This window comes from Vibrio sp. HENC-03, assembly GCF_000305755.2.
GTDB lineage: Bacteria > Pseudomonadota > Gammaproteobacteria > Enterobacterales > Vibrionaceae > Vibrio > Vibrio owensii.
Window position 1 is genome coordinate 1 of sequence record NZ_JH976118.1, and the last position, 23071, is coordinate 23071.

At 46.5% G+C, this 23071-nt stretch carries 24 protein-coding genes, 4 tRNA genes and 1 pseudogene; 6 read left to right on the forward strand and 23 right to left on the reverse strand.

Translation table 11 applies throughout. The features are described from left to right. Nucleotides 1-299: 299 nt before the first annotated feature. The 8 genes from VCHENC03_RS16275 to mutY all read right to left on the reverse strand — a co-directional run bounded on the left by VCHENC03_RS16275 (nucleotide 300) and on the right by mutY (nucleotide 5322). On the reverse strand, nucleotides 300-1925 hold the full coding sequence (locus VCHENC03_RS16275; RefSeq protein ID WP_009705535.1) for a methyl-accepting chemotaxis protein: 1626 nt from the start codon (nucleotides 1923-1925) through the stop codon (nucleotides 300-302). Between the two features lie 295 nt (nucleotides 1926-2220). Beyond that, nucleotides 2221-2296, reverse strand: a tRNA-Asn gene (locus tag VCHENC03_RS16270). A gap of 42 nt (nucleotides 2297-2338) precedes the next feature. Beyond that, a tRNA-Phe gene (locus VCHENC03_RS16265) sits at nucleotides 2339-2414 on the reverse strand. 10 nt (nucleotides 2415-2424) lie between these two features. Beyond that, nucleotides 2425-2500 (reverse strand) — tRNA-Thr (locus VCHENC03_RS16260). A 51-nt stretch (nucleotides 2501-2551) separates the two neighbouring features. Next, nucleotides 2552-2627: transfer RNA gene (locus tag VCHENC03_RS16255), tRNA-Phe, on the reverse strand. A gap of 109 nt (nucleotides 2628-2736) precedes the next feature. After that, entirely contained in the window at nucleotides 2737-3867 is a 1131-nt protein-coding gene (gene mltC, locus VCHENC03_RS16250) for a membrane-bound lytic murein transglycosylase MltC (protein WP_009705536.1), read from the reverse strand. A gap of 86 nt (nucleotides 3868-3953) precedes the next feature. After that, nucleotides 3954-4226 carry an oxidative damage protection protein gene (locus tag VCHENC03_RS16245; RefSeq protein WP_005436530.1) on the reverse strand — a complete coding sequence of 91 codons (273 nt, stop codon included), beginning with the start codon at nucleotides 4224-4226 and terminating at the stop codon, nucleotides 3954-3956. A gap of 19 nt (nucleotides 4227-4245) precedes the next feature. Continuing rightward, a complete protein-coding gene (gene mutY, locus VCHENC03_RS16240; protein ID WP_032802578.1) occupies nucleotides 4246-5322 on the reverse strand; it encodes an A/G-specific adenine glycosylase in 1077 nt (358 codons plus the stop codon). A 203-nt stretch (nucleotides 5323-5525) separates the two neighbouring features. On the opposite strand from mutY, the gene trmB reads away from it, so the two are divergent. The 3 genes from trmB to glsB all read left to right on the forward strand — a co-directional run bounded on the left by trmB (nucleotide 5526) and on the right by glsB (nucleotide 8308). After that, nucleotides 5526-6245 (forward strand): tRNA (guanosine(46)-N7)-methyltransferase TrmB, encoded by a 720-nt coding sequence (trmB, locus tag VCHENC03_RS16235; RefSeq protein ID WP_009705538.1) that lies wholly within the window; start codon nucleotides 5526-5528, stop codon nucleotides 6243-6245. A gap of 11 nt (nucleotides 6246-6256) precedes the next feature. Next, complete coding sequence (locus tag VCHENC03_RS16230) at nucleotides 6257-7285, forward strand: TRM11 family SAM-dependent methyltransferase (protein ID WP_009705539.1); 1029 nt, start codon at nucleotides 6257-6259, stop codon at nucleotides 7283-7285. Nucleotides 7286-7387: 102 nt separating this feature from the next. Then, on the forward strand, nucleotides 7388-8308 hold the full coding sequence (gene glsB / locus VCHENC03_RS16225) for a glutaminase B (RefSeq protein ID WP_005425799.1): 921 nt from the start codon (nucleotides 7388-7390) through the stop codon (nucleotides 8306-8308). 206 nt (nucleotides 8309-8514) lie between these two features. Here glsB and hemW read toward each other — a convergent pair whose 3' ends face one another. From hemW to VCHENC03_RS16190, 7 genes are all read right to left on the reverse strand, one after another. Then, nucleotides 8515-9687: a radical SAM family heme chaperone HemW gene (gene hemW / locus VCHENC03_RS16220; RefSeq protein WP_009705540.1), complete on the reverse strand. Its 1173-nt coding sequence runs from the start codon at nucleotides 9685-9687 to the stop codon at nucleotides 8515-8517. An 18-nt stretch (nucleotides 9688-9705) separates the two neighbouring features. Beyond that, complete coding sequence (locus VCHENC03_RS16215) at nucleotides 9706-10308, reverse strand: XTP/dITP diphosphatase (protein WP_005436525.1); 603 nt, start codon at nucleotides 10306-10308, stop codon at nucleotides 9706-9708. 105 nt (nucleotides 10309-10413) lie between these two features. Next, nucleotides 10414-10845, reverse strand: a complete 432-nt coding sequence (locus VCHENC03_RS16210; protein WP_005425804.1) for a DUF4426 domain-containing protein — start codon at nucleotides 10843-10845, stop codon at nucleotides 10414-10416. Nucleotides 10846-10904: 59 nt separating this feature from the next. Further along, on the reverse strand, nucleotides 10905-11195 hold the full coding sequence (yggU, locus tag VCHENC03_RS16205; protein ID WP_005425805.1) for a DUF167 family protein YggU: 291 nt from the start codon (nucleotides 11193-11195) through the stop codon (nucleotides 10905-10907). Further along, nucleotides 11195-11752, reverse strand: coding sequence for a YggT family protein (locus VCHENC03_RS16200; protein WP_005425806.1), 558 nt, complete (start codon nucleotides 11750-11752; stop codon nucleotides 11195-11197). The genes yggU and VCHENC03_RS16200 overlap by 1 nt, the downstream gene beginning before the upstream one ends. Nucleotides 11753-11805: 53 nt before the next feature. Then, nucleotides 11806-12624: a pyrroline-5-carboxylate reductase gene (proC, locus tag VCHENC03_RS16195; RefSeq protein ID WP_009705541.1), complete on the reverse strand. Its 819-nt coding sequence runs from the start codon at nucleotides 12622-12624 to the stop codon at nucleotides 11806-11808. A 130-nt stretch (nucleotides 12625-12754) separates the two neighbouring features. Beyond that, nucleotides 12755-13465 carry a YggS family pyridoxal phosphate-dependent enzyme gene (locus VCHENC03_RS16190; protein WP_009705542.1) on the reverse strand — a complete coding sequence of 237 codons (711 nt, stop codon included), beginning with the start codon at nucleotides 13463-13465 and terminating at the stop codon, nucleotides 12755-12757. Between the two features lie 28 nt (nucleotides 13466-13493). Here VCHENC03_RS16190 and VCHENC03_RS16185 point away from each other — a divergent pair, with 28 nt between their 5' ends. Further along, nucleotides 13494-14534, forward strand: coding sequence for a type IV pilus twitching motility protein PilT (locus VCHENC03_RS16185; protein ID WP_005436511.1), 1041 nt, complete (start codon nucleotides 13494-13496; stop codon nucleotides 14532-14534). Between the two features lie 31 nt (nucleotides 14535-14565). Continuing rightward, complete coding sequence (locus tag VCHENC03_RS16180; protein WP_005436509.1) at nucleotides 14566-15672, forward strand: PilT/PilU family type 4a pilus ATPase; 1107 nt, start codon at nucleotides 14566-14568, stop codon at nucleotides 15670-15672. Nucleotides 15673-15733: 61 nt separating this feature from the next. Here the strand turns inward: VCHENC03_RS16180 and ruvX are convergent, their stop codons facing one another. From ruvX to metK, 8 genes are all read right to left on the reverse strand, one after another. After that, complete coding sequence (gene ruvX / locus VCHENC03_RS16175) at nucleotides 15734-16159, reverse strand: Holliday junction resolvase RuvX (protein WP_005436506.1); 426 nt, start codon at nucleotides 16157-16159, stop codon at nucleotides 15734-15736. Between the two features lie 51 nt (nucleotides 16160-16210). After that, nucleotides 16211-16774 (reverse strand): YqgE/AlgH family protein, encoded by a 564-nt coding sequence (locus tag VCHENC03_RS16170; RefSeq protein ID WP_005436504.1) that lies wholly within the window; start codon nucleotides 16772-16774, stop codon nucleotides 16211-16213. A 128-nt stretch (nucleotides 16775-16902) separates the two neighbouring features. Then, nucleotides 16903-17853: a glutathione synthase gene (gene gshB, locus VCHENC03_RS16165; protein ID WP_009705544.1), complete on the reverse strand. Its 951-nt coding sequence runs from the start codon at nucleotides 17851-17853 to the stop codon at nucleotides 16903-16905. A gap of 14 nt (nucleotides 17854-17867) precedes the next feature. Next, complete coding sequence (rsmE, locus tag VCHENC03_RS16160; RefSeq protein WP_009705545.1) at nucleotides 17868-18599, reverse strand: 16S rRNA (uracil(1498)-N(3))-methyltransferase; 732 nt, start codon at nucleotides 18597-18599, stop codon at nucleotides 17868-17870. A gap of 146 nt (nucleotides 18600-18745) precedes the next feature. Further along, a complete protein-coding gene (endA, locus tag VCHENC03_RS16155) occupies nucleotides 18746-19441 on the reverse strand; it encodes a deoxyribonuclease I (RefSeq protein WP_009705546.1) in 696 nt (231 codons plus the stop codon). Between the two features lie 150 nt (nucleotides 19442-19591). Continuing rightward, on the reverse strand, nucleotides 19592-20089 hold the full coding sequence (locus VCHENC03_RS16150; RefSeq protein ID WP_005436498.1) for a SprT family zinc-dependent metalloprotease: 498 nt from the start codon (nucleotides 20087-20089) through the stop codon (nucleotides 19592-19594). Nucleotides 20090-20156: 67 nt separating this feature from the next. Continuing rightward, a complete protein-coding gene (locus VCHENC03_RS16145) occupies nucleotides 20157-20954 on the reverse strand; it encodes a DUF2189 domain-containing protein (RefSeq protein WP_009705547.1) in 798 nt (265 codons plus the stop codon). A gap of 282 nt (nucleotides 20955-21236) precedes the next feature. After that, nucleotides 21237-22391, reverse strand: coding sequence for a methionine adenosyltransferase (gene metK, locus VCHENC03_RS16140; protein WP_005436492.1), 1155 nt, complete (start codon nucleotides 22389-22391; stop codon nucleotides 21237-21239). A 368-nt stretch (nucleotides 22392-22759) separates the two neighbouring features. Here metK and VCHENC03_RS16135 point away from each other — a divergent pair. Further along, a pseudogene (locus VCHENC03_RS16135) lies at nucleotides 22760-23071 on the forward strand (transketolase); the annotation flags it as partial.

Below are 23071 nucleotides of genomic sequence, written 5' to 3' on the forward strand. Positions count from 1 at the left end.
AGGCGGAATCGAACCACCGACACGAGGATTTTCAATCCTCTGCTCTACCGACTGAGCTATCCGGGCGACGAGGTGTATTAAAAGGCTTTTCGGCTTTCAGGTCAACAATAAAATTAAAATAAAATATCGTTTGATGAATTTGTGCTCGGAGTGGGCTGTTTTTATGCATTTTGAGCAGCAATGCACCATGCTTTAAGCGCTGTTTTAAGAAAAGTAGGGCGCTCTGTCGCAAAATAAAGGCGATAAAAACAAAAAAGCACGTCTGAAAACGTGCTTTTTATTGAACAATTGACTTTAAACTAGTGCTTTACTGAGAACTTGTTCACCCAACCTTCAAGTTCATCCGCTAAAGATGCCAATGTTTGCGTACTTGATTGGCTTTCTGTTACCACCGTATTTAGCTGGCTACCACTTTCTTCAATTAGGTTGATGCGGTGTGCAATGTCATCACTCACTTGAGTTTGCTCTGCAGCGGCAGTTGCGATCTGTTGGCTCATCGCTGTGATTGATTCTAGTGCTGTTACTATCTGTTGTAGCGCTTCTGAGGCGTTCATAGACTCCGTTACCGTGCTTTCACTGGTTTCGGCACAGATTTCCATTGTATGGATAGCATTGCGCGAACCTTCTTGAAGGTTAGAGATCATCTGTTGAATCTCTTTTGTGCTGTCTTGTGTGCGTCCTGCTAGGTTGCGCACCTCATCAGCTACTACCGCGAAGCCTCGACCCTGTTCACCTGCACGAGCTGCTTCAATGGCGGCATTCAAAGCCAGTAGGTTAGTTTGCTCCGCAATATCGCCGATTACGTCGAGAACTTTCACGATGCTGTTTACATCTTGGTCAAGATCCGCAACGGCTTTACTGGCTGTGTTGAGTTGGGTCGCCAAACCTTGAATATTATCGACCGTACTGTGGATCAATGATTGCGTGTGTTGGCTCTGTTTGTCTGCTTCATCGGTGTTATGTGCAGTATCACTTGCCGAACTTGCAACATGGTTAGCTGAAGAAGCCATTTCTGTCATCGCTGTTGCGATCATCGCCGTCGACTGCTGCTGAGACATGGTCAGATCAGCGATCGAATTAGAGCGAGACTCTACGGCTGATAGCTCTGAACGTAATGCGTGCATTGATTCGTCCAGGTTAGTTACCATCTTAGCCAGAGATTGACTCATCTCTTGTACGGCACCATAGATGCTGTCTTTAGGGGCTGTGTATTCAAAGCTGGTTTGGATATTACCCTGAGCGACGGCCTGAACGGCTTGTCTAACGTCATTTGGCTCACCGCCAAGTAGATTAAGCATCTTACGGATAGAGATGATTAAGCCGCCTAGAATCGCGCCAGCAATCGCCATACACAGTGCTAGCTGCCATTGTGCTGTTGACCAGAAGCGTGCATTGACTTCATTAAAGCCGATACCAGTACCAACTACCCAGTTCCAATGCGGTGTTTTCTCTGCGATAGAGTGCTTTTCTTCGATCGTGCCGTCAGGAAGTTTTTGTGTCCAAGTGTATTCAACGATCTGACCTGTTTTACGACCCAGCACATCTAAGATTAACTGACCGACACTGTTCCCATCACCATCGCGGAAATCGTGGAAACTTGTTCCATGTAGTTGAGGGTCAAGCGGGGCAGCAACGAACATCATGTTCTCATCGGCAACATAAACGTATTCGTTATCTTTGTAGATATTGTTACGAAGCAGACGGGTAGCCAGAGCTTTGGCTTCAGCTTCGGGCATTTTGCCTTCCACTGCCATTTGCTCAACTTCAGTCAGAATGCTGTAGGCACTCTTAAATAGCTCAGTAACTCGAGCTTTGTTATCAAGGTTACTTGCTACACGCAATGTCCATAGACCTGTTGCTGTAAGAGCAAGTAGGGCAACCAATATGATTGCAGATAATAAATAGGCTTGAGTTTTTAATTTCATAGTTAGCTCACGAGACGTATTTCATACTATGCAATGCATAGCTTATAAGGGGGCGTAATAATAAATTCATCATATTGAACTTGTATACAAGCGCCTATGCGGTCGTGTTGAAACTATGAGTTGGATTAAATTTTTAGCGTGAAATAAGTGTTTTTTATCAAATCAACCAAGAGTTAATAGGGATGTTTTTCGGTGGAGTCGAAGGGGAAGATTCGATGGAATGAGAAAGTAGGGGAGAGAGTTTTGGTATTGCAGATAAGAAAAAAGCCAAGTCCGAAGACTTGGCTTTCTAATTTGGCTCCTCCTACTGGACTTGAACCAGTGACCTGCGGATTAACAGTCCGTCGCTCTACCAACTGAGCTAAGGAGGAACTATTCTGTTTGTGTCTTGCTTTAAGCAAGTGCACCAAATATGGTGCCTCGAGGCGGAATCGAACCACCGACACGAGGATTTTCAATCCTCTGCTCTACCGACTGAGCTATCGAGGCAAAAGAAGAATGGTGCCGACTACCGGAATCGAACTGGTGACCTACTGATTACAAGTCAGTTGCTCTACCTACTGAGCTAAGTCGGCGTACCGTTATTCTTTCTATTGTTCGTGTTAGACACCAACAATTTTAAATCGTGGTGCCCGGAGGCGGAATCGAACCACCGACACGAGGATTTTCAATCCTCTGCTCTACCGACTGAGCTATCCGGGCAACGGAGCGCTATTAAACGGATTTTCCCGCTTTCCGTCAACCACTTTTTTTAAATAATTTCAAAAAAGTGGTTGTTCGAACGCTTTTTATTCAACTGTCGGTAAAAAGTTTACCCTGCGTTAAATTCCTTTTTGAAATTTGTAACTTTTTCTAGGTAACGGCGTGCTTCTGCATTCGGATGTTTCTTCGTTAGAGCCCAATAAACTTGGTTTGGCTGTAAAGAATTCAAATCTTGCATCGCACGTTTGCGATCTGTGCGGTGGAAAGTGTTCAAAACACCACCAGTTCCACCGTTGTAAGCAGAAATCATGCTGTACTCCAACGAGGTTGGGTGTTGCACATCTTTCAAATAGCGGTTTTTAAGGATGTAAAAGTAAGCCGTTCCAGTATCAATGTTGTTTTCTGGGTTAAACAAATACTCGGGACTTGGTTGCCCTGAACGATTCTTCACTAGCTTAAATACATCACGACCCGCGGTTTTTGGTACAACCTGCATCAATCCATACGCATTTGCCCAACTTACCGCATATGGGTTAAAGCTACTTTCGGTTTTGATGATGGCGTAAATTAGATCTTCAGGAATATCGTATTTCTTCGATGCACGGCGCACGATGTCTGCGTATTGGTAACTACGTTGTGAGAAGTGATCTTCTACCATTGGGATTTCAACGTAGTAGGCTTTCTTGAAATCGACATCCTTGGTTTTGACTTGGTTAGCAATCAAATAATCGGCAAAACGATTTGCGCGCCATGACCATTGAATGGGCTTTTTGTCTTGATCAACGACCTGATTGTAAAGAAAGGGTTGGCCTTCCAGTTTGATCTCTTTAGACGAGAATAGGTCGACACTGGCTGGATCGTCCGGTGTCAAAAGGGTTGTGATGATAGCGTTCTTGAGGTGTTTTTGTGGTTCGGTTGGAGAAACCGTCTCGATAGTAATCACACCTTTTTGGAAATCGACTTCGGCACGGCTCAAATAGTTATCGATATATTTGACGTAATTGCTTTTACCCGCGACTTTAACTTCGCGTTGACCCCATCGCTTTTTGATGTTGCCAGAGAAGCTACTGATCAGTGAATCTAAGGCATCGGTGTCTTTTTCAAACTGTCCTGGTAGTTCTGCTAGATTGTTGGCAAAACGGTTGGTCGGCTCGTAATCGACGTCATAAATCTTTTCTACGAACTCACGGCTACAACCTGCCATTAAAAGGGCAGTAGCGATAAAGGCGATTTTTTTCATAACTATTGAGATGGCTTTGTGGTCTCTAATATAAAAATGACACCACAAGTTTGGTTGTGATGTCATTGTTTTAAAACAAGTTTGCTTTATTCGCTTGGTGGCGTGTAGCCCTCAATGTGAACCTCTTTGCCTTCGAAAAGGAAGTTCACCATTTCTGTTTCAAGCTGTTTACGGTGCTCTGGATCCATCATGTTGAGCTTCTTCTCGTTGATCAACATGGTTTGTTTCTGTTGCCATTGAGCCCAAGCTTCTTTCGAGATGTTATCGAAAATGCGTTTACCTAGTTCACCTGGGTAAAGTTGAAAGTCTAGACCTTCGCCTTCTTTCTTTAGTCGAGCACAAAAAACAGTGCGGCTCATAATGACTCCTTGCAATTAATTAACGAAGTTCGTGGGGTAGCGCTTCCAGTAGCAGTTTTACTGGTGCAGCTAAACCGACTTCTTCAGGTTTAGATAAGTTATACCAAAGACCTTTGTTACCTTCCATCACCACATTGGGTTGCTTTGACAGGTCAATCAAAATCGGTGTGATATCGAGATGGTAATGGCTGAATGTATGACGAAACGTAATCAGAGTTTCTTGATGTTTAATATCGTCGGCTTGAATACCACGTTGTTCCAGCAGCAATTCAATATCGCTCTCTACATCAATATGCTCAGTTTGTGGAAAGCAAAATAGCCCGCCCCAAATTCCCGTCTGCGGTCTTTGTTCTAGCCAAACTTCGTGGCTATCACCATTTTTGTGGTGCAGCATAACGAAACGTGTTTGCTTAACTGGTTTGTCTTTTTTCGGCTTCTTACCCGGATAATCAAGCACATTACCTTGTTTCTTTGCCACACAAAGATCGCTGACTGGACACAAGGTGCATTTAGGCTTGCTGCGGGTACACATCATGGCACCCATATCCATCATGGCTTGATTGTACTTGTCTACGTCTGTTTGTGGTGTGTGCGTTTCTGCGATTTCCCACAATTGGTTTTCGACTTTCTTTTGTCCAGGCCATCCATCCACGGCAAAACAGCGTGAAAGTGTGCGTTTTACGTTGCCGTCTAATATCGCATGTGGCTGTTTATAGACAGAAGAGAGAACCGCAGCTGCGGTGGAGCGACCAACCCCCGGTAGGGCATTCATCTGCTCTAGGTCTAGAGGAAACTCACCATTGTATTTATGGGCGACCTCTTTTGCGGCTTTGTGAAGGTTACGAGCACGTGCGTAATAACCTAAGCCGGTCCAAAGGTGCAGCACTTCATCTTGCTCAGCATTGGCAAGATCGACCACGGTCGGGAAGCGCTCCAAAAAGCGTTGGTAATAAGGGATAACCGTAGTGACCTGAGTTTGCTGAAGCATGATTTCAGACAACCAGACACTGTAAGCGGTCTTGTTTTGTTGCCACGGAAGATCTTTTCTTCCATATGCGTCATACCATTCTAAGATGGCACTGGCGAAAGGTGTCACGACTTGCTCTGTATTCTATTATTGGTTAGGAGCAAAATTGCACCACAGATTGTGGTGTAAGTACAACAGATAAACTGTGGGGATATTGTGTCTGGTTTGTTTGCTTTTGGGCTGCCATAGTCCGATAGCTCAACAAATACTTGCACCTAAGTGAATTCTTTGGATAATCCCCGCTTTGATTAATCAATGTGCAGGCAAAATCAATGAGTGAAGTAACCACTAACGAATACAACGAAGACGGTAAAATGATCCGTAAAATCCGCAGTTTCGTGCGTCGCGAAGGTCGTCTAACTAAGGGCCAAGAGAATGCGATGAACGAGTGCTGGCCAACAATGGGTATCGACTACAAAGCTGAACTTCTTGATTGGAAAGAAGTATTTGGCAACGATAACCCAGTAGTGCTTGAGATCGGTTTTGGTATGGGTGCTTCATTGGTTGAAATGGCAAAGAACGCGCCAGAGAAAAACTTCATCGGTATCGAAGTGCATAGTCCAGGCGTTGGTGCTTGTCTTGCAGATGCTCGCGAAGCAGGTATCACGAACCTACGTGTAATGTGTCACGATGCGGTAGAAGTATTCGAACACATGATCTCAAATGGCAGCCTAGCAACGCTACAACTGTTCTTCCCAGACCCATGGCACAAAAAGCGTCACCACAAGCGTCGTATTGTACAGCTTGAGTTCGCTGAAATGGTTCGTCAGAAGCTTATCCTTAATGAAGGTATCTTCCACATGGCGACTGACTGGGAAAACTACGCTGAGCACATGATTGAAATCATGAACCAAGCACCTGGTTTCGAAAACATCGCTGAAGAAGGCGACTTCATTCCTCGCCCAGAAGAACGTCCACTGACTAAGTTTGAAGCTCGCGGTCACCGTCTAGGTCACGGTGTGTGGGATATCAAATTCAAGCGTACTGCTTAAGGAGCCAGTAGATGTACCACTACGCGATATTAGCGAATCCGGGTCATAACCGTATTTACTTTGATAGCGCAATGACGATTGCATGTTCTGAGCTAAAAGCGATTTTGGCCTCGGAAGGTGTTGAAGTAACTGAAATTGGCAACAAAGACGTGGGTCTGCCTGCTGCACTTGTGTTCTCTTGCGAAACTGAACTAAGTGAAGCACAGGCTGGCAAGATTGCTGCGTCATCTATCTACTACGCGCTATTTGAAGTGCGTGAAGATGGCTTATTACGTCCAATTCAGGCGCCTGCATTCAATACTTTCCCTGAGAGCATGAGTCAGATCCTGCGTTACACAGGTAAAACAAACGAGCAGTTTACGCGTTTGATGGTGAACCTAGGCGTCAGTGCTGCCAACACGGGCAGTACGCAATTGACGCTGATGGATCCTATGTGTGGTAAAGGTACAACACTGTTTGAAGGTTTGATCCACGGCTTGAATGTTGTGGGTGTGGAGATCAACCAGAAATGGGTTCAAGAGATCCAAACCTTCATCGTTAAGTTCATGAAGAACGGTCGCTTTAAGCACAAAGTGAGCAAAGAAAAGCGCACTTCTGGTGGTAAAAAAGTGGCAGATGGCTTCGTGGTTGAGGCAGCAGCAGACAAAGACGATTACAACAAAGGTAATCTTCAAACAATGAAGCTGTACTCAGCAGATACGCGTATTGCAGACCAAGTTGTGAAGAAGAACTCGGTAGATGTGATGGTGTCTGACTTGCCTTACGGCGTGCAGCACGGCAGCAAAAATGCCAAAGACAGCAAACTGAACCGCAGCCCACTGGAGCTTCTAAAAGAGGCTCTGCCTGCATGGAAAGTGGTGCTGAAGAAGCAAGGTTCTGTGGTGCTGTCTTTTAACGAATTCACCTTGAAGTGGAAAGACGTGGCGGCATTATTTGAAGAGCAAGGGTGGAAGGTACTTTCAGAAGAGCCTTACATCGGTTATCTTCACCGTGTTGATCAATCCATCAACCGCAACATCATTGTGGCAATAAAACCATAATCGACTTGAGTCGAATAAATTCCATGGAAAAGCCAACGTCCGCGTTGGCTTTTTTTACCTCTGAACTCAGCTATTTGGGTTCTTGTGACAAGAAGGTAGAAGATGAAACCTACAGCGCAAATTTTGACAGACATTCTAGCGGAAGTTCGCCCTTTAATTGGTCAAGGCAAAGTCGCCGACTACATTCCCGCATTGGCAAAAGTACCCAATACCAAACTGGGTATCGCGGTATACACCAATGAAGGTGAAGTGATTAAAGCGGGCGATGCAGAAGAGTCGTTTTCGATTCAGTCGATCTCAAAAGCGTTGAGCCTGACTCTGGCTATGTGTTTGTACAAGCAAGAAGAGATCTGGTGTCGTGTAGGTAAAGAGCCTTCTGGTCAGGCGTTTAACTCGATGATCCAGTTAGAGATGGAGCAGGGCATTCCACGTAACCCGTTCATTAACGCCGGTGCTATTGTGGTCGCTGATTTGCTGCAAAGCCGTCTCTCTGCGCCGCGTCAGCGTCTATTGGAATTTGCTCGTCAGCTATCTGGTGACACTCATATTGTGTACGACAAAGTGGTTGCCGCGTCTGAAATGATGCATGGCGACCGCAACGCTGCGATTGCGTACTTGATGCGTTCATTTGGTAACTTCGAGAACGAGGTTATCCCCGTTCTGCAAAACTACTTTCATGCTTGTGCGTTGAAGATGAGCTGTGTCGATCTGGCGAAGACCTTTAGCTACTTAGCCAATAAAGGCACGTCGGTACAAACGGGTAAGCCTGTGGTATCACCAACGCAAACCAAGCAGTTGAATGCATTGCTAGCAACTTGTGGCTTGTACGATGGTGCTGGTGAATTTGCTTACCGCGTTGGTATGCCGGGTAAGTCTGGTGTTGGCGGTGGCATCATCGCTGTCGTTCCGGGTGAAATGACGATTGCTGTTTGGTCTCCAGAGCTTGATGCATCTGGTAACTCACTCGCTGGTACTAAAGCGCTTGAGCTACTTGCCGAGCGCATTGGTCGTTCGATTTTTTAAAAGCGCTTTGCACTTGGATATGGGAACGGACTTCGTCCTTGTGGATTCGGGACTTAGGAACGCTTCGCTTTAGATAAGTGTTGTTACGAATAAAAGAAAGGGTTGGCGTTTGAGCGCCAACCCTTTTTGTTTCTGCCTAGGTAAATGTAGTCATACATTCTGTTTCTCGAAGGACCCAGTCCGTTCCCGAATCTCGATTCCCTTTCTTATTCCTCTTCCGCCATAAAGGCTTCAAGCAAGTCATTGAGGAACAGCTTACCTTTCTCGGTAATTTGCCAGTGAGTCTCTGTTTCACTCAGGTAACCCATTTCAAGCGCCCAATCGATAGTCTCTTGAATTGAGCTCAACGGCAGACCTGTCGTATCGATGTAGTCTTGTTTCGGGCACGCCTCCATTAAGCGGAAACGGTTCATAAAGAACTCAAACGGACGATCTTCATCAGCCACAAGCTGTTCACTATCCAAGTACGGCTTCACCATGTTTTGGTATGCCATCAGATAGCCGCGTGGATGCTTGACCTTAGTGGTACGAACGATGCGACCATCAGCAAAGCTCAGCTTACCGTGTGAGCCGCAACCAATGCCAAGGTAGTCACCAAAGCGCCAATAGTTCAGGTTGTGCTGGCACTGATAGCCCGGCTTGCTGTAACCAGAAATCTCGTATTGAACGTAACCTGCCGCTGCGAGTTTCTCATGTCCTTGCTCGAAGATATCCCACAAGTCATCGTCATCAGGCAGAGTCGGTGGCTTGTAGTAGAACATGGTGTTTGGTTCGATGGTCAGCTGATACCAAGACAAGTGCGGCGGCGCCAACTCAATCGCTTTGTCCAAATCTGCTAAGGCTTGTTCGATGCTTTGATCTGGTAAACCGTGCATGAGATCGAGGTTAAAGCTGTTCAAACCGATTTGGTGCGCCAGCTTAGCAGCATTGACGGCTTCGTCTTGACCGTGAATACGCCCCAAACGCTCCAGCTTCTGTTGTTCAAAGCTTTGCACGCCGATAGAGATTCGCGTTACACCAGCCTTGCGGTAGCCAACAAAACGCTCTGCTTCAATGGTGCCTGGGTTAGCTTCCATGGTGATTTCGATTTCAGGCTTGAACGGAATACGCGCTTCAATACCTTTAAGCAGACGCTCGATGCCTTCTGCCGAAATCAAACTTGGCGTACCACCACCAATGAAGATTGAATGCAGTGGACGTGGCGCTTCGTTAAGACGGTATTTCTCAATGTCAGTATCCAAGTCTTCAAGAAGGGCATTGATGTACTCTTCTTCTGGGATTTCGGCTTTGAGCGCGTGAGAGTTAAAGTCGCAATACGGGCACTTTTGTACACACCACGGGATGTGTACATACAAGCTCAGTGCTGGGGGCGTTAACATGGTCTAATTCGCTCGAGATTACTGAGACACTTGCTCAGACAATTGAGCAAACAACGACTTGAGTGCTTTACCGCGGTGAGACAGTTGCTTCTTACGTGCTGGCTCAAGCTCCGCAGACGCGCAGTTGTCTTCAGGCACGAAGAAGATTGGGTCGTAGCCAAAGCCATTTTCACCGTGTGCTTCAGTTAGAATGCGACCTTCCCACTTACCGTGACAAACGATAGGGGTTGGGTCGTTCTCGTGACGCATCAAAACCAATACGCAGTGGAAACGAGCGGTGCGCTCTGCTTCTGGTACGCCTTCCATTGCTTTAAGTAGCTTCTCTAGGTTCTCTTGGTCAGAGGCTTTTTCACCTGCGTAACGTGCAGAGTAAATGCCCGGAGCACCTTTCAAGAAATCGACTTCTAAGCCAGAGTCGTCCGCAATCGCAGGAAGACCTGTTTCTTGTGCTGCATGGCGAGCTTTGATGATCGCGTTTTCGATGAAAGTCGTGCCAGTTTCTGCTACTTCAGATACGTTGAATTCACTTTGCGCCAATACTTCAAAACCGAAGTCAGACAGCAGATCTGCCATCTCGCGAACTTTGCCTTGGTTGCCTGTTGCTAGCACTATCTTTTTCATGGTCGTCTCTTTCTGTAGCGATAAAGGGAGAACGCAGTGTTCTCCCTGATTAAATTGGTTCTAGAGTTATGATGTTCTAAAAGCTTTTAGATCATCACAACCCAATTACTCTTCGACATAAAATTTCTGGGTGAATTTAAGCTTACCTGAGCCTTTGTTTCCAGCTTTAACGTCAATATCGAAGGTAAAAGTTTCTTCGTTAGTAATACCGAGCTCAGCTAGGTAGTAAATCGCATCACCTTCTTTCACTTCACGGAAGGTGAGCTTTTGCGTTTGACCGATAAGGTTCTTCGCCTGACCACTGATTTTAGCTTCAACGGCAGGTTTACCCAGAGAGGCGCTGTCGAGCACACTGATGTTCAGTACGGCATTGTAGCCATTACGCTTGATGTCGTAGCTACGGGCGATCTTGGGAGTTAAAAAGGTCGAGTTAAACGCGATGTAGTGGACCTCGATGTCTTTCATGGTTTTGAACTGACCTGCCATGCTTGGTAAAGACAACAGGCTGATCAGTAGGGCGGTAATCCATTTGCTCATTATCACTTCCTCGAATCGGGCGTTTTATTATTGGTACGAATTTCGTAAATAAAAAGCCATCAAATGATGGCTTTAATTTCTGTTGGTATTTGTACTGGGGATTCTATCCGAATTTGCTTATGACGTCCCAGTTCACCTTTTTCTATGTGAACCAAACCTTTAGCAACTTTAAATTGTTTGGCTAAAAACTTGGTAAGGTGCGCATTCGCTTTACCATCGACAGGCGGTGCTGTGATGGCAATTTTGAGCTCTTCACCATGCAAGCCGACGATCTTGTCGCGGCTTGCTTTTGGTTGGATGTAGAGCCGAAGCACCACATCTTCGCCGTCATGCCAAACTGCTTCTGACATTATAGTTGGTACCAGATAGGACCAATCATGTCGCCCATCAGGAAGTTAGCAAATTGCAGACCAATGAACAGCACTAGCACGCTCAAGTCGAAGCCGCCCATTGCAGGGATGATGCGACGGATTGGTGCTAGCATTGGCTCAGTTAGTTGATGGAATACGTACTCGATAGGGCTGCGACCTTGGCTAACCCAGCTTAGGATTGCACGGATCAGTAGTACCCAGAACAATAAGCCGCCAGCGGCCTTAATCAGAGACAATAAGCCTAGGAATAAGAAGTCCATGCTGAATGACACCGAACCACTAGAAGCGATCAGGATCAGCGCAACAAACTTAAGCACACACAACACGTAAGCAAACAGTACTGTCGCTAGGTCGATGCTGCCGATGGATGGGATCACGCGGCGCAGCGGTCCTACAACCGGTTGGGTTGCTTTGACGATGAACTGCGAGAATGGGTTGTAGAAATCTGCACGAGCAGCTTGCAACCATATACGCAAAATCACGACCATGATGTACAGGTCAAATAGGGTTGAGATGAGAAAACTCATTGAATTCATAAGGTACCCTTAACAAGTAAGTGAGTGACACAGAGTGGGTGCCACTCAAGTCATTAAAACAGTTTTTCCATTTCTTCAGCACGAGCAACCGCAGCTTGCATTGCTTTTGCCACAATATCAGACAGTTGGTGCTCGTTGAACGTGCGTAGTGCTTCTGCCGTTGTGCCACCTTTTGATGTCACGTTCTCGCGTAGCGTTGAAAGCTCAGTTTCTGGATTTTCCACAACCATGCTTGCCGCGCCAAGTGCTGCTTGCTGAACTAACGTGCGAGCAGTGTCTTTATCGAAGCCTTGAGCAATCGCTTCTGCCTGCATCGCTTCCATAAACAGGAAGAAGTAAGCCGGTGCGCTGCCTGCCGCTGCAATTACGTTATTGATGCCAGACTCTTGTTCAACCCAACATACCTTACCGCAGGCTTGCATTAGCTCTGCCGCGAAAGCTTTATCTTGTTCTTGCACATATTCAGGCGCGTAAAGACCACTCATGCCCAAGCCAAGTTGCGAGGGTGTGTTTGGCATCACGCGAACCAAGTTGAGCTTAGTCGCTAGCATGTCATCCAAACGTGAACAGTTGATACCAGCTGCAATAGAGATAACCAGTTTATTGCTGAAGTCGATAGATTGCAGTGGTTTACACACTTCTTCCATCATTTGTGGCTTCACAGACAATACCACAACATCCGCTTCTGTCGCGGCTGCGATGTTATCGCTGGTGGTACGGATACCAAAGTCTTGCTCAAGAGGTTGGCGACGCGTCTCAGATGGGGCAGTCGCAATGATGCTCTGTGCAGGGTAGCCATTTGCTACAAGGCCAGAAACAATCGCTCGCACCATGTTTCCCGCGCCGATAAAGGCAATCTTTTTATGTTCCATATGTCTGATTTCCAAATATAAATTCTTACAATTTGTTGTGCGCTCAGGTGTATAATTGCGTCACTTTATTCTGGCTACCGAAAGAGACGGCAGTCAGGCTCAAATTCACAGTGTCTAACAACGATTCGCTTTATTGCTTTTTGCTGTAGTCGCGCGCGCCAAAAATCGCTGTGCCGATGCGCACCATGGTGCTACCTGCTTCGATTGCTGCATCCATGTCGCCGCTCATTCCCATAGATAGCGTATCGACATCAGGGTATTGCTGAGCTAGCTTTTGCTTTAGCGCTTCCAGTTGTTTAAATGCACGAAGTTGTGATTCGTAATCTGGCACGTTGGCAGGAATCGACATCAACCCTCTTAACGTGAGGTTTGGAAGGCGAGAAATCAACTCAGCCAGCTCGAATATTTCTGCATCGCTGACGCCTGATTTTGATTCTTCACCACTGGTGTTTACTTGAATCAGAACTTGCAGCGGTTTTAGTTCGCTAGGACGTTGGTCATTGAGGCGCTGAGCGATCTTAGCGCGATCAACGGTGTGAACCCAATCGAAATGTTCAGCAACAGGACGTGATTTATTGGATTGAATTGGACCAATGAAGTGCCATTCGATTCGATTATCTGGATAATGCTCGGCAAAGTGCTGAACTTTACTGACGCCCTCTTGGACGTAGTTCTCACCAAATGCCAGCTGGCCACCTTGGTAAGCTTCGAGAATTGCCTCGACAGGTTTAGTTTTGCTTACTGCTAGAAGTTGCACGGACTCTGGAGAACGACCGCATTTTTGTTCGTCGTGTCGAATTTGAGAGGTGATATGTTCAATGTTTTGTTGAATACTACTCATAGCTGTACTTTAGACTTAAGGATTTTAAATGGATATCACTGAGTTACTGGATTTTAGTGTAAAACATAATGCTTCGGATCTACATCTTTCTGCAGGTGTACCACCAATGGTTCGTATTGATGGTGATGTGAGAAAGCTGGGCATTCCAGCGTTTACACACCAAGAAGTGCACCGTTTGGTTTTTGAAATCATGAACGATGCGCAGCGCAGTGAGTTCGAAGAAAAACTCGAAGTCGATTTCTCATTTGAATTGCATAACGTTGGCCGTTTTCGTGTCAATGCTTTCAACCAATCTCGCGGTTGTGCGGCTGTGTTCCGTACCATCCCAAGCAGCATTCCAACACTGGAAGAGCTAGAAGCTCCTGAGATCTTCAGAAAAATCGCTAACGCCGAGAAAGGTCTGGTACTGGTTACTGGCCCAACGGGTTCTGGTAAATCGACGACCTTGGCAGCCATTGTTGACTACATTAACCGTAATCACAATAAGCACATCCTAACAATTGAAGATCCAATTGAATTTGTCCACAACAACAATAAGTGTCTGATCAACCAACGTGAAGTTCACCGTGATACACACAGCTTCCAAAACGCGCTGCGTAGCGCATTGCGTGAAGACCCGGATGTGATTCTAGTCGGTGAGATGCGTGACAAAGAAACCATCAGTCTAGCGCTGACAGCGGCTGAAACTGGTCACCTTGTTTTCGGTACACTACACACGAGCTCTGCGGCGAAAACCATCGACCGTATTATCGATGTTTTCCCGGGGAGCGACAAAGACATGGTGCGCTCGATGTTGTCGGAATCGCTGCGTTCGGTTATCGCGCAAAAGCTTTTGAAACGTAACGGCGGTGGTCGTATTGCGTGTCATGAAATCATGATGGCAACACCGGCGATCCGAAACCTTATTCGTGAAGATAAAGTCGCGCAGATGTACTCGATCATTCAGACAGGTGCAGCTCACGGCATGCAGACCATGGAACAAAATGCTCGTCAATTGATGGCGCAAGGCATGGTGTCGCGTGAAGAAGTGGATAAGAAAGTTGAAATTGAAGCGCAGCAATTCTCGTAACGAATCACACAGGTAATAGCGAATACGGACGATGGATCTGAATAAATTTCTCGAAGGCATGTTGGCGTTAAAGGCGTCGGATCTCTACATCACTGTTGGTGCGCCGATCTTGTTTCGTGTCGATGGCGAACTGCGCCCGCAAGGCGATAAGTTGACAGAAAATGATGTGGCTGTGTTACTCGATAGTGCGATGGATCCGGAGCGACGTCAGGAGTTTCGTAAAAGCCGTGAGTCTAACTTTGCCATTGTCCGTGATTGCGGTCGTTTCCGTGTCAGTGCCTTCTTCCAACGTGAATTGCCTGGCGCGGTGATTCGTCGTATCGAGACCAATATTCCTACTTTTGAAGAACTTAAACTTCCTTTGGTTCTACAAGATCTTGCAATTGCAAAGCGTGGTTTGGTGCTGGTGGTTGGTGCAACAGGTTCTGGTAAATCAACGACTATGGCGGCGATGACTGGCTACCGTAACAGCAATAAAACTGGGCATATTCTGACGGTAGAAGACCCAATTGAATTTGTGCACGAGCATAAGCGTTGTATTGTGACTCAGCGTGAAGTGGGCTTGGATACCGACAGCTATGAAGTGGCGTTGAAGAACTCACTGCGTCAAGCGCCAGACATGATTTTGATTGGTGAGATTCGTAGCCGAGAAACGATGGAATACGCAATGACCTTTGCTGAGACGGGCCACTTGTGTATGGCGACACTGCACGCCAACAATGCAAACCAAGCGCTTGAGCGTATTCTGCACTTAGTGCCGAAAGACCAGAAAGATCAGTTCCTGTTTGATCTATCGATGAACTTAAAAGGTGTGGTTGGTCAGCAGTTGATCCGTGATAAGAACGGTCAAGGTCGTCATGGCGTGTTTGAGATCTTGTTAAACAGTCCACGCGTTTCGGATCTGATCCGCCGTGGTGATCTGCATGAGTTGAAAACCACCATGGCACGCTCGAATGAATTTGGGATGCTGACCTTTGACCAGTCACTCTACAAGCTAGTGATGCAAGGTAAGATCAGTGAAGAAGATGCATTGCACAGTGCTGATTCAGCTAACGATCTGCGTTTGATGTTGAAGACGCAGCGCGGTGAAGGCTTCTCTACGGGCACGCTGGCGAACGTTAAGATCGATATGGATTAATCCATTCCAGAAACGAAAAAGGTTGGCAGATGCCAACCTTTTTTCATTGTGCTTGAAGTGTTTACTCACCCCAAAGGCTTTCAAACCAACTCTCAAGAATCACGACCGCTGATTGGCAGTCGATATTGCCTTTCGATAGTGCTTTGTAGCCACCCATACTGAATAGCTCTGAGCGTGCTTCGGCTGTCGATAGGCGCTCATCATGCAATTCAACGGGTAAGCCGTAGCGACCTTGTAAGCGATTAGCGAACTTCTTCGCTCGTGGCGTGATGGTTTCTAGAGCTTTACCGTGCAAATCGGTAGGCAGGCCAACGACCAATAAATCCGGTTGCCACTCTTTAATTTGCTTCTCGATATCATCCCAGTTTGGAATGCCGTCATTCGCTTTGAACGCTTTGAGCGGGGAAGCGGTTCCCGTGATTTCTTGTCCGATGGCGCTACCAATGCTCTTGGTACCGAAATCGAAAGCCATAATAGTGCGTGACATAAGGTGTCTCGAATCTAAATCAATAAAAATAGGTTGTCGCGGGAGAGCGCGCTACGCGTGTCCAGCATCGGAAGATAACTGGCTTGGATCGATGCCCAATTTCTCAACGGCTTTTTTCCAACGGTCGATGATAGGTGTTTCAAAGATGATCTCTGGCGTTGCCTCAATGGTCAACCAAGAGTTCTCTACTAACTCGGCTTCTAATTGTCCTGCACTCCAACCGGAGTAACCCAGCGCCACGAGATAATCACTTGGTTCCGCTTCAGTACCAAGTACCGACAAGATGTCTTTAGACGTGGTAACCGTGAGCTCATCAGTCATTTGAATGCTTGATTCGTAGTAGTCTTTTGGTTTGTGCAGGATGAACCCGCGATCTTCAGAAACAGGTCCACCATTGTAGACGGGTCTATCTAAACTTGCTTCGAACAATCTAGGGTGCACGGGTTGCACTTCGACTTGCTTGAGCATGTTACCAACCGTGATATCGACGGGTGCATTGATCATTAACCCCATCGCGCCCTCTTCGTTGTGTTCACAGACGTAGATAACGCTATTCTGGAAGTAGGGATCTTTCATTCCCGGCATCGCAACTAAGAAATGGTTTGTGAGGTTCATTCTCATCTCGACCTTATAAGGCTATTAGAAACACTTAAGCAAACAGCATGCTTGCAACCCTAGGGTATGTGCATGAGTTTGCTTAAGTTAATGCACAACGCTCTCTATTAACTGTAATACAGTTTGAGTTATTCGCCTTTTACGCGGCGCTCAATTGCGTCCATTAGCTTGCCAGTGATTGAAATATCAAAAGCTGCTTCGATTTCGCGAATACAAGTTGGGCTCGTTACGTTGATTTCTGTTAGCTTGTCGCCAATCACATCAAGACCAACAAAGATAAGCCCTTTTTCTCTCAGTGTTGGTGCGACTGCTTGGGCGATCTTCATATCAGTTTCGCTAAGCGGACGAGCTTCACCTGTACCGCCTGCCGCTAGGTTACCGCGCGTTTCGCCTTTTGCAGGGATACGAGCAAGGCAGTAAGGCATTGGCTCACCGTCAACCACTAGGATACGCTTATCACCGTTGCTGATGTCTGGCACGAAGGTTTGCGCCATTGCGTAGTTCTGGCCGTGGTTTGTTAGTGTCTCGATGATTACCGATACGTTTGGATCGTTCTCTTTCACGCGGAAGATAGATGCGCCGCCCATACCATCAAGTGGTTTAAGGATCACATCACCGTGTTCTTCACGGAAAGCTTTAATCTTCTCTGCTTTACGCGTCACGATGGTGGTTGGCGTTAGCTCTGGGAACCAAGCGGTGAACAGTTTCTCGTTACAGTCACGTAGGCTTTGTGGCTTGTTCACGATCAGTGCGCCTTGCTCTTCAGCGCGCTCAAGGATGTACGTTGCGTAGATGTACTCTGTGTCGAACGGAGGATCTTTACGCATTAGCACGGCATCAAGCTCAGACAGTTCGATAGTCTGCTCAGATTTGAATTCGTACCACCCCGTTGGATCTTCTTTAAGCTCAACTACTTTAGTGTCTGCGATCGCTTTACCTTGGTCTAGGTGCAGATCGTTCATTTCCATGTAGTGGATTTCGTAGCCGCGGCGTTGCGCTTCAAGCATCATGGCAAAGCTAGAGTCTTTTTTGATGTTAATGGACGAGATTGGGTCCATTACAATACCGAGTTTGATCATTATTTTTCTCCGTTTTAACCAAGATCGCCGAAACGAACTTGTAAGGCTGTAATTGCTGTCAGAGCCGCAGTTTCGGTGCGCAGAACGCGAGGGCCGAGTAGCGTCTCTTCAAATTGGTATTCGCGAGTCATGTCGATTTCGTCAGAAGATAGACCGCCTTCAGGGCCAATCAGTAGACGAACTTTTTCAACCGGTGTTGGCAGGGTGTTGATTGAGTATTTCGCTCGTGGATGTAGGTTAAGCTTCAAGCCATCGTATTCTTCCTGACACCACTCTTCTAAGCTCATGATAGGGCGAATTTCAGGTACTACATTACGGCCACATTGCTCACAGGCACTAACCGCGATTTTTTGCCACTGAGCGAGTTTCTTCTCGAAACGTTTTTGATCCAGTTTTACGCCGCAACGTTCAGAGATAAGCGGTGTAATCGTATTTACGCCAAGCTCTACGGATTTTTGGATGGTGAATTCCATCTTGTCGCCACGAGAAATCACCTGACCAAGATGAAGGTTAAGTGGTGACTCAATGCTGCTTTCTACGCGTTCAGAGATCTCAACCATCACATTCTTTTTGCTGACTTCGCTGATGACTGCTGGGAATTCTGCGCCGCTGCCGTCAAAGAGCAGGACTTCTTGACCTTCTTTCATGCGAAGTACGCGACCAATGTGGCCAGCTGCATCGTCGCTAAGAGCAATAATGCCAAGTTGTTGAATGGTTTCTGGATGATAAATTCGAGGGATACGCATTGTGTTTCGATTTCCTGCATACGCGAGTGTTTAGACACTAACATGGATGCTTTCCAGCGAAAAAACAAGGGGCAAGAGGCGTTTCCATTACAGTAAATGACAACGCCTCGAATAGTGGAGGTGTACTGCGGTAATTGCGGGAGGAATTACAGCGCGCGACAAGCCTCTTGAACGAATGGGTTGTGGTTGCCTTGAATCTTAGCAATGCGTTCATCACGCTCACATTCCCACTTGTCTACTGGATAGGTTTTGTTCCAAGCACTCATCAATTGAGTTTGCTGCTTCGAAAGCTTAAAACCGTATTCTTTGCTCATGTACAAGTAAGTGCGGGCAATCGAACCACGTGCGCGATCGGGCGGCATTACTTTGCGTTGCTTAAAGTTTACTTGCATTTCACAACGGCCGTAGCTGACGCCATCCATGCCATTCCACTGACTGAAGTTGTAGTTAGAGCGGTCACCGTTTACCTCTCCGATAGCTGGAGTTAGGTTGTGGAGATCGGCTTCCATAGATTTGAAGACTTTGTCGTTTCTTGTGCAGTTTTTGCGTCCACCATTTTGCCAACACTGGCGCTGGTGGCCGAACTGCCATGCAGGAACCACGTGCTCCCACTCGATGCGTGATGCGCGTTTTTCTTGCTTACGAACTTGATAGCCACAAGAAGAGAGATCCGGCACGCCCTTTTTGCCTTGCCATTTAATGTCACAACCACAGTAGAAGCTAGTTGGGTGATCGGCGTAGATTTTTACCGCTTCGCGCTTGGCCGCGGAAAAAGAGCTTGGGGGCGCAGCAATCGCTGTACTAGAAAGTGCAAGCAGGAATAAAGAGAAAAGATATTTCATGATTAAAGTCTTTATAAAGTATGACTTTATTCATTCTAACACGCACAAATTAGCTTTAGTGATGAGCAAACCAACAATAACAGGCAAAAAGAGACACTTTGAGAGCGAATGTCTCTCTTTCTGGAATAGAAAAGTAGGAAATTTGTGCTGTTAGGAGAGCTGAGTTCCCGTGAAGTTCAGCGGTTGGCGGCATTTTTGGCATGAGTATACCGCTTCTTTACGCTGCACTTTGTTGTGACGACGAATTGAAAGTGGGTAGGTCATGCAACCACATCGGTATTCAAAGGTTTTACCTTGAACAGAGGCCACGTCAAAGCTGTGAGTGGTTTTAGCTGGTACTTTGAATACCGCCTCCATAACACCTTGCCATTCTTTCCCGTGTGGGCGAACGCGACCGTAAACTTGGTAGGTAATCAAGTGGGCGACTTCGTGAGGGATAACCTCTTGGATAAACGCTTGTGGGTTTTCGCTGAACAGTTTTGGATTCAAACGGACTTCATTCAATTGCAAATACGCTTTACCCGCAGCTTTGCCGCGCACATTGAAAGTCAGAGAAGGAATAGGAAAAGAACGCTTGAAAGCTTGCTCTGCCATCGCGATGCAATCTGCCATCACTTGCTTGGCTTTGTAGCTCAGTTCTATGTCCACGACTCACCCCATTTACTCAATAAAAAAGCCCCCGCGTTTGCGAGGGCCGGATCATACCATCTGTTTTCTAAGGCGTGTGTTTTTTCTTAATCGTTGCATGGTAAGCATGCCATGTACCGTACCCTAAGATTGGCATGGTGAAGAGCATACCAATACCGTAAGTCGCAAAGCCGATTAAGATACCGCCACAAATAATCGCAGCCCAAACGATCATCGCTGGGATGTTAGACTTCACTGCGTTAAAGCTGGTGAATACTGCGGTCATCATATCGACACGACGCTCCATCATCAGTGGTATTGAGAAAGCAGAAATGCTGAACACTACACAAGCCAAGACAAAACCAACGATCGAGCCAATAACTAAGAAAGGTAAGAACTCAGTCAGTGGCGCACCCTGTACAGAAGGGTACAGCGCATGGAGTAGGGCAGCAATTCGCATCCAGAAAATCATACATACCGCGAGCATGACAGCAAATGCCCACTGAGAGCTGGAGTTTCGCCCGATGGCTTTCATTGAATGGAACAAACTTGGTTTGTGTCCGCGTTCTCTCTCCCAACTTGCGTCATATAAGCCGAGCGCTAAGAATGGGCCTATTAACATGTAAACAATCAGGCTTGGCATCACGACGAGATGCGTGCCTTGCCACTGAACCAGAAGCACGATACCAATCGCAGCAGCCATAAAGCAGATGCCGTAGAAGGCACTGATGAGCGGCATGCGGACAAAGTCATGCAGGCCCAACGCGAGCCAATGGAATGGTGCCGATAAGCTAACGGTATTGCACGGAATGGTTCTGGCGTATTCATTATCTGGAACTTCCTTTCGTTTACCCTGGAAGTCAGATGGGTTCACGGTACGAGGCATAACTCCTCCTTGATTTATTCCCACGGTGGCACCTAGGCCATATAAAGATGTTTGGCTGACGTTTTTCATGACTCTTTTAGCCACGTGAGCCTGCATCATAGTTCTTTACGTTATATACATCGAAAAGTGCATTTAACATTATGTTAACTATTGGCAGAGATGGGGCAATTTACAAATAATTGCTGAATTTTTGTTCAAGGAAAGGATGAGAAGGCAGAGAAGGGGCAGAAACAAAAAGCCCCCGCCAGAGGCGAGGGCTTTATCGATTCTTGTGTGGCTCGATTACTTGATGCCAGCGAAATCGCGTAGGATAGCTGCTTTGTCTGTAGCTTCCCATGGGAACTCTTCGCGACCGAAGTGACCGTATGCTGCTGTCTGCTTGTAGATAGGTTGAAGCAGGTTAAGCATTTCTTGTAGGCCGTATGGACGTAGGTCGAAGTTTTGACGAACCGCTTCAATGATGATTTCGTGTGATACTTTCTCAGTACCGAACGTTTCAACCATGATAGACGTTGGATCAGCAACACCGATAGCGTATGAAAGTTGGATTTCACAACGGTCAGCCATGCCAGCTGCAACGATGTTTTTCGCTACGTAACGTGCTGCGTAAGCCGCGCTGCGGTCTACTTTCGATGGATCTTTACCAGAGAATGCACCACCGCCGTGACGAGCTGCGCCGCCGTAAGTATCTACGATGATTTTACGACCAGTTAGACCACAGTCACCCATTGGACCACCGATAACGAAACGACCGGTTGGGTTGATGAAGAAGTTAGTGTCTTTAGTGATCCACTCTGAAGGTAGTACTGGCTTGATGATCTCTTCCATTACTGCTTCACGTAGATCTGGTGTAGTCACTGAATCACAGTGCTGAGTTGAAAGAACAACAGCATCGATACCAACAATCTTACCTTGGTCGTATTGGAACGTTACTTGAGATTTCGCATCTGGGCGAAGGAAGTCTAGTTTACCGCTCTTACGAACTTCAGCTTGTTTCTTAACAAGTAGGTGAGAGTACGTAATTGGAGCTGGCATTAGAATTTCAGTTTCGTTCGTTGCGTAACCAAACATGATGCCTTGGTCGCCTGCGCCTTGCTCTTTAGGATCCGCTTTATCAACACCTTGGTTGATGTCTGGAGACTGCTTACCGATGGTGTTTAGAACCGCACACGAGTTCGCATCAAAGCCCATGTCAGAGTGAACGTAGCCGATTTCACGAACTGTTTCACGAGTGATTTCTTCGATATCAACCCATGCAGAAGTCGTTACTTCACCACCAACCATAACCATGCCGGTTTTAACGTAAGTTTCACAAGCAACGCGTGCTTTTGGGTCTTGCTCAAGAATTGCATCAAGAACTGCGTCAGAGATTTGGTCTGCGATTTTATCTGGATGACCTTCTGATACCGACTCAGAAGTGAACAGGTGCTTAGCCATGATAGCTCCAATCTTAAGGTTTACTCATGGCTAACTAACGCAAGCTTGCCACGAAAAATACAATACAGTTTGTAGGTGTTTCTACATCTAGACGTCTATTTTAATTTCCCACAGTCGAATTACAAGCTCTTTTTCGATTTGAATTCGTCTAGCTTATTACCCAATCGTTTGCTTTTGACGGGGTGAATTTTTCATAAATTGCCCATTAACTGCGAAAAGATTGAGTTAAAACCTCAAAAATGGTGAGTAAAACGTTTGCAGTCAGATTTTGGCTCTGAGAGAATATTGCCCGCACTTTTGTACTTGGTTCACTCAGTGAAAGTGCCCACATTCCTTTATCAATTCGCTTAATGCACTCAGGAGCAGACATGTCTTCTCGTAAACATCTGGCAAATGCAATCCGCGCTCTTAGCATGGATGGTGTTCAACAAGCTAACTCTGGCCACCCAGGCGCACCTATGGGTATGGCTGATATCGCTGAAGTTCTTTGGCGTTCTCACCTAAACCACAACCCAGCTAACCCAGAGTGGGCTGACCGCGACCGTTTCGTACTGTCTAACGGCCACGGCTCTATGCTGATTTACTCTCTACTGCACCTGAGCGGTTACGAGCTGTCTATCGACGATCTTAAGAACTTCCGTCAGCTTCACTCTAAGACTCCTGGTCACCCAGAGTACGGC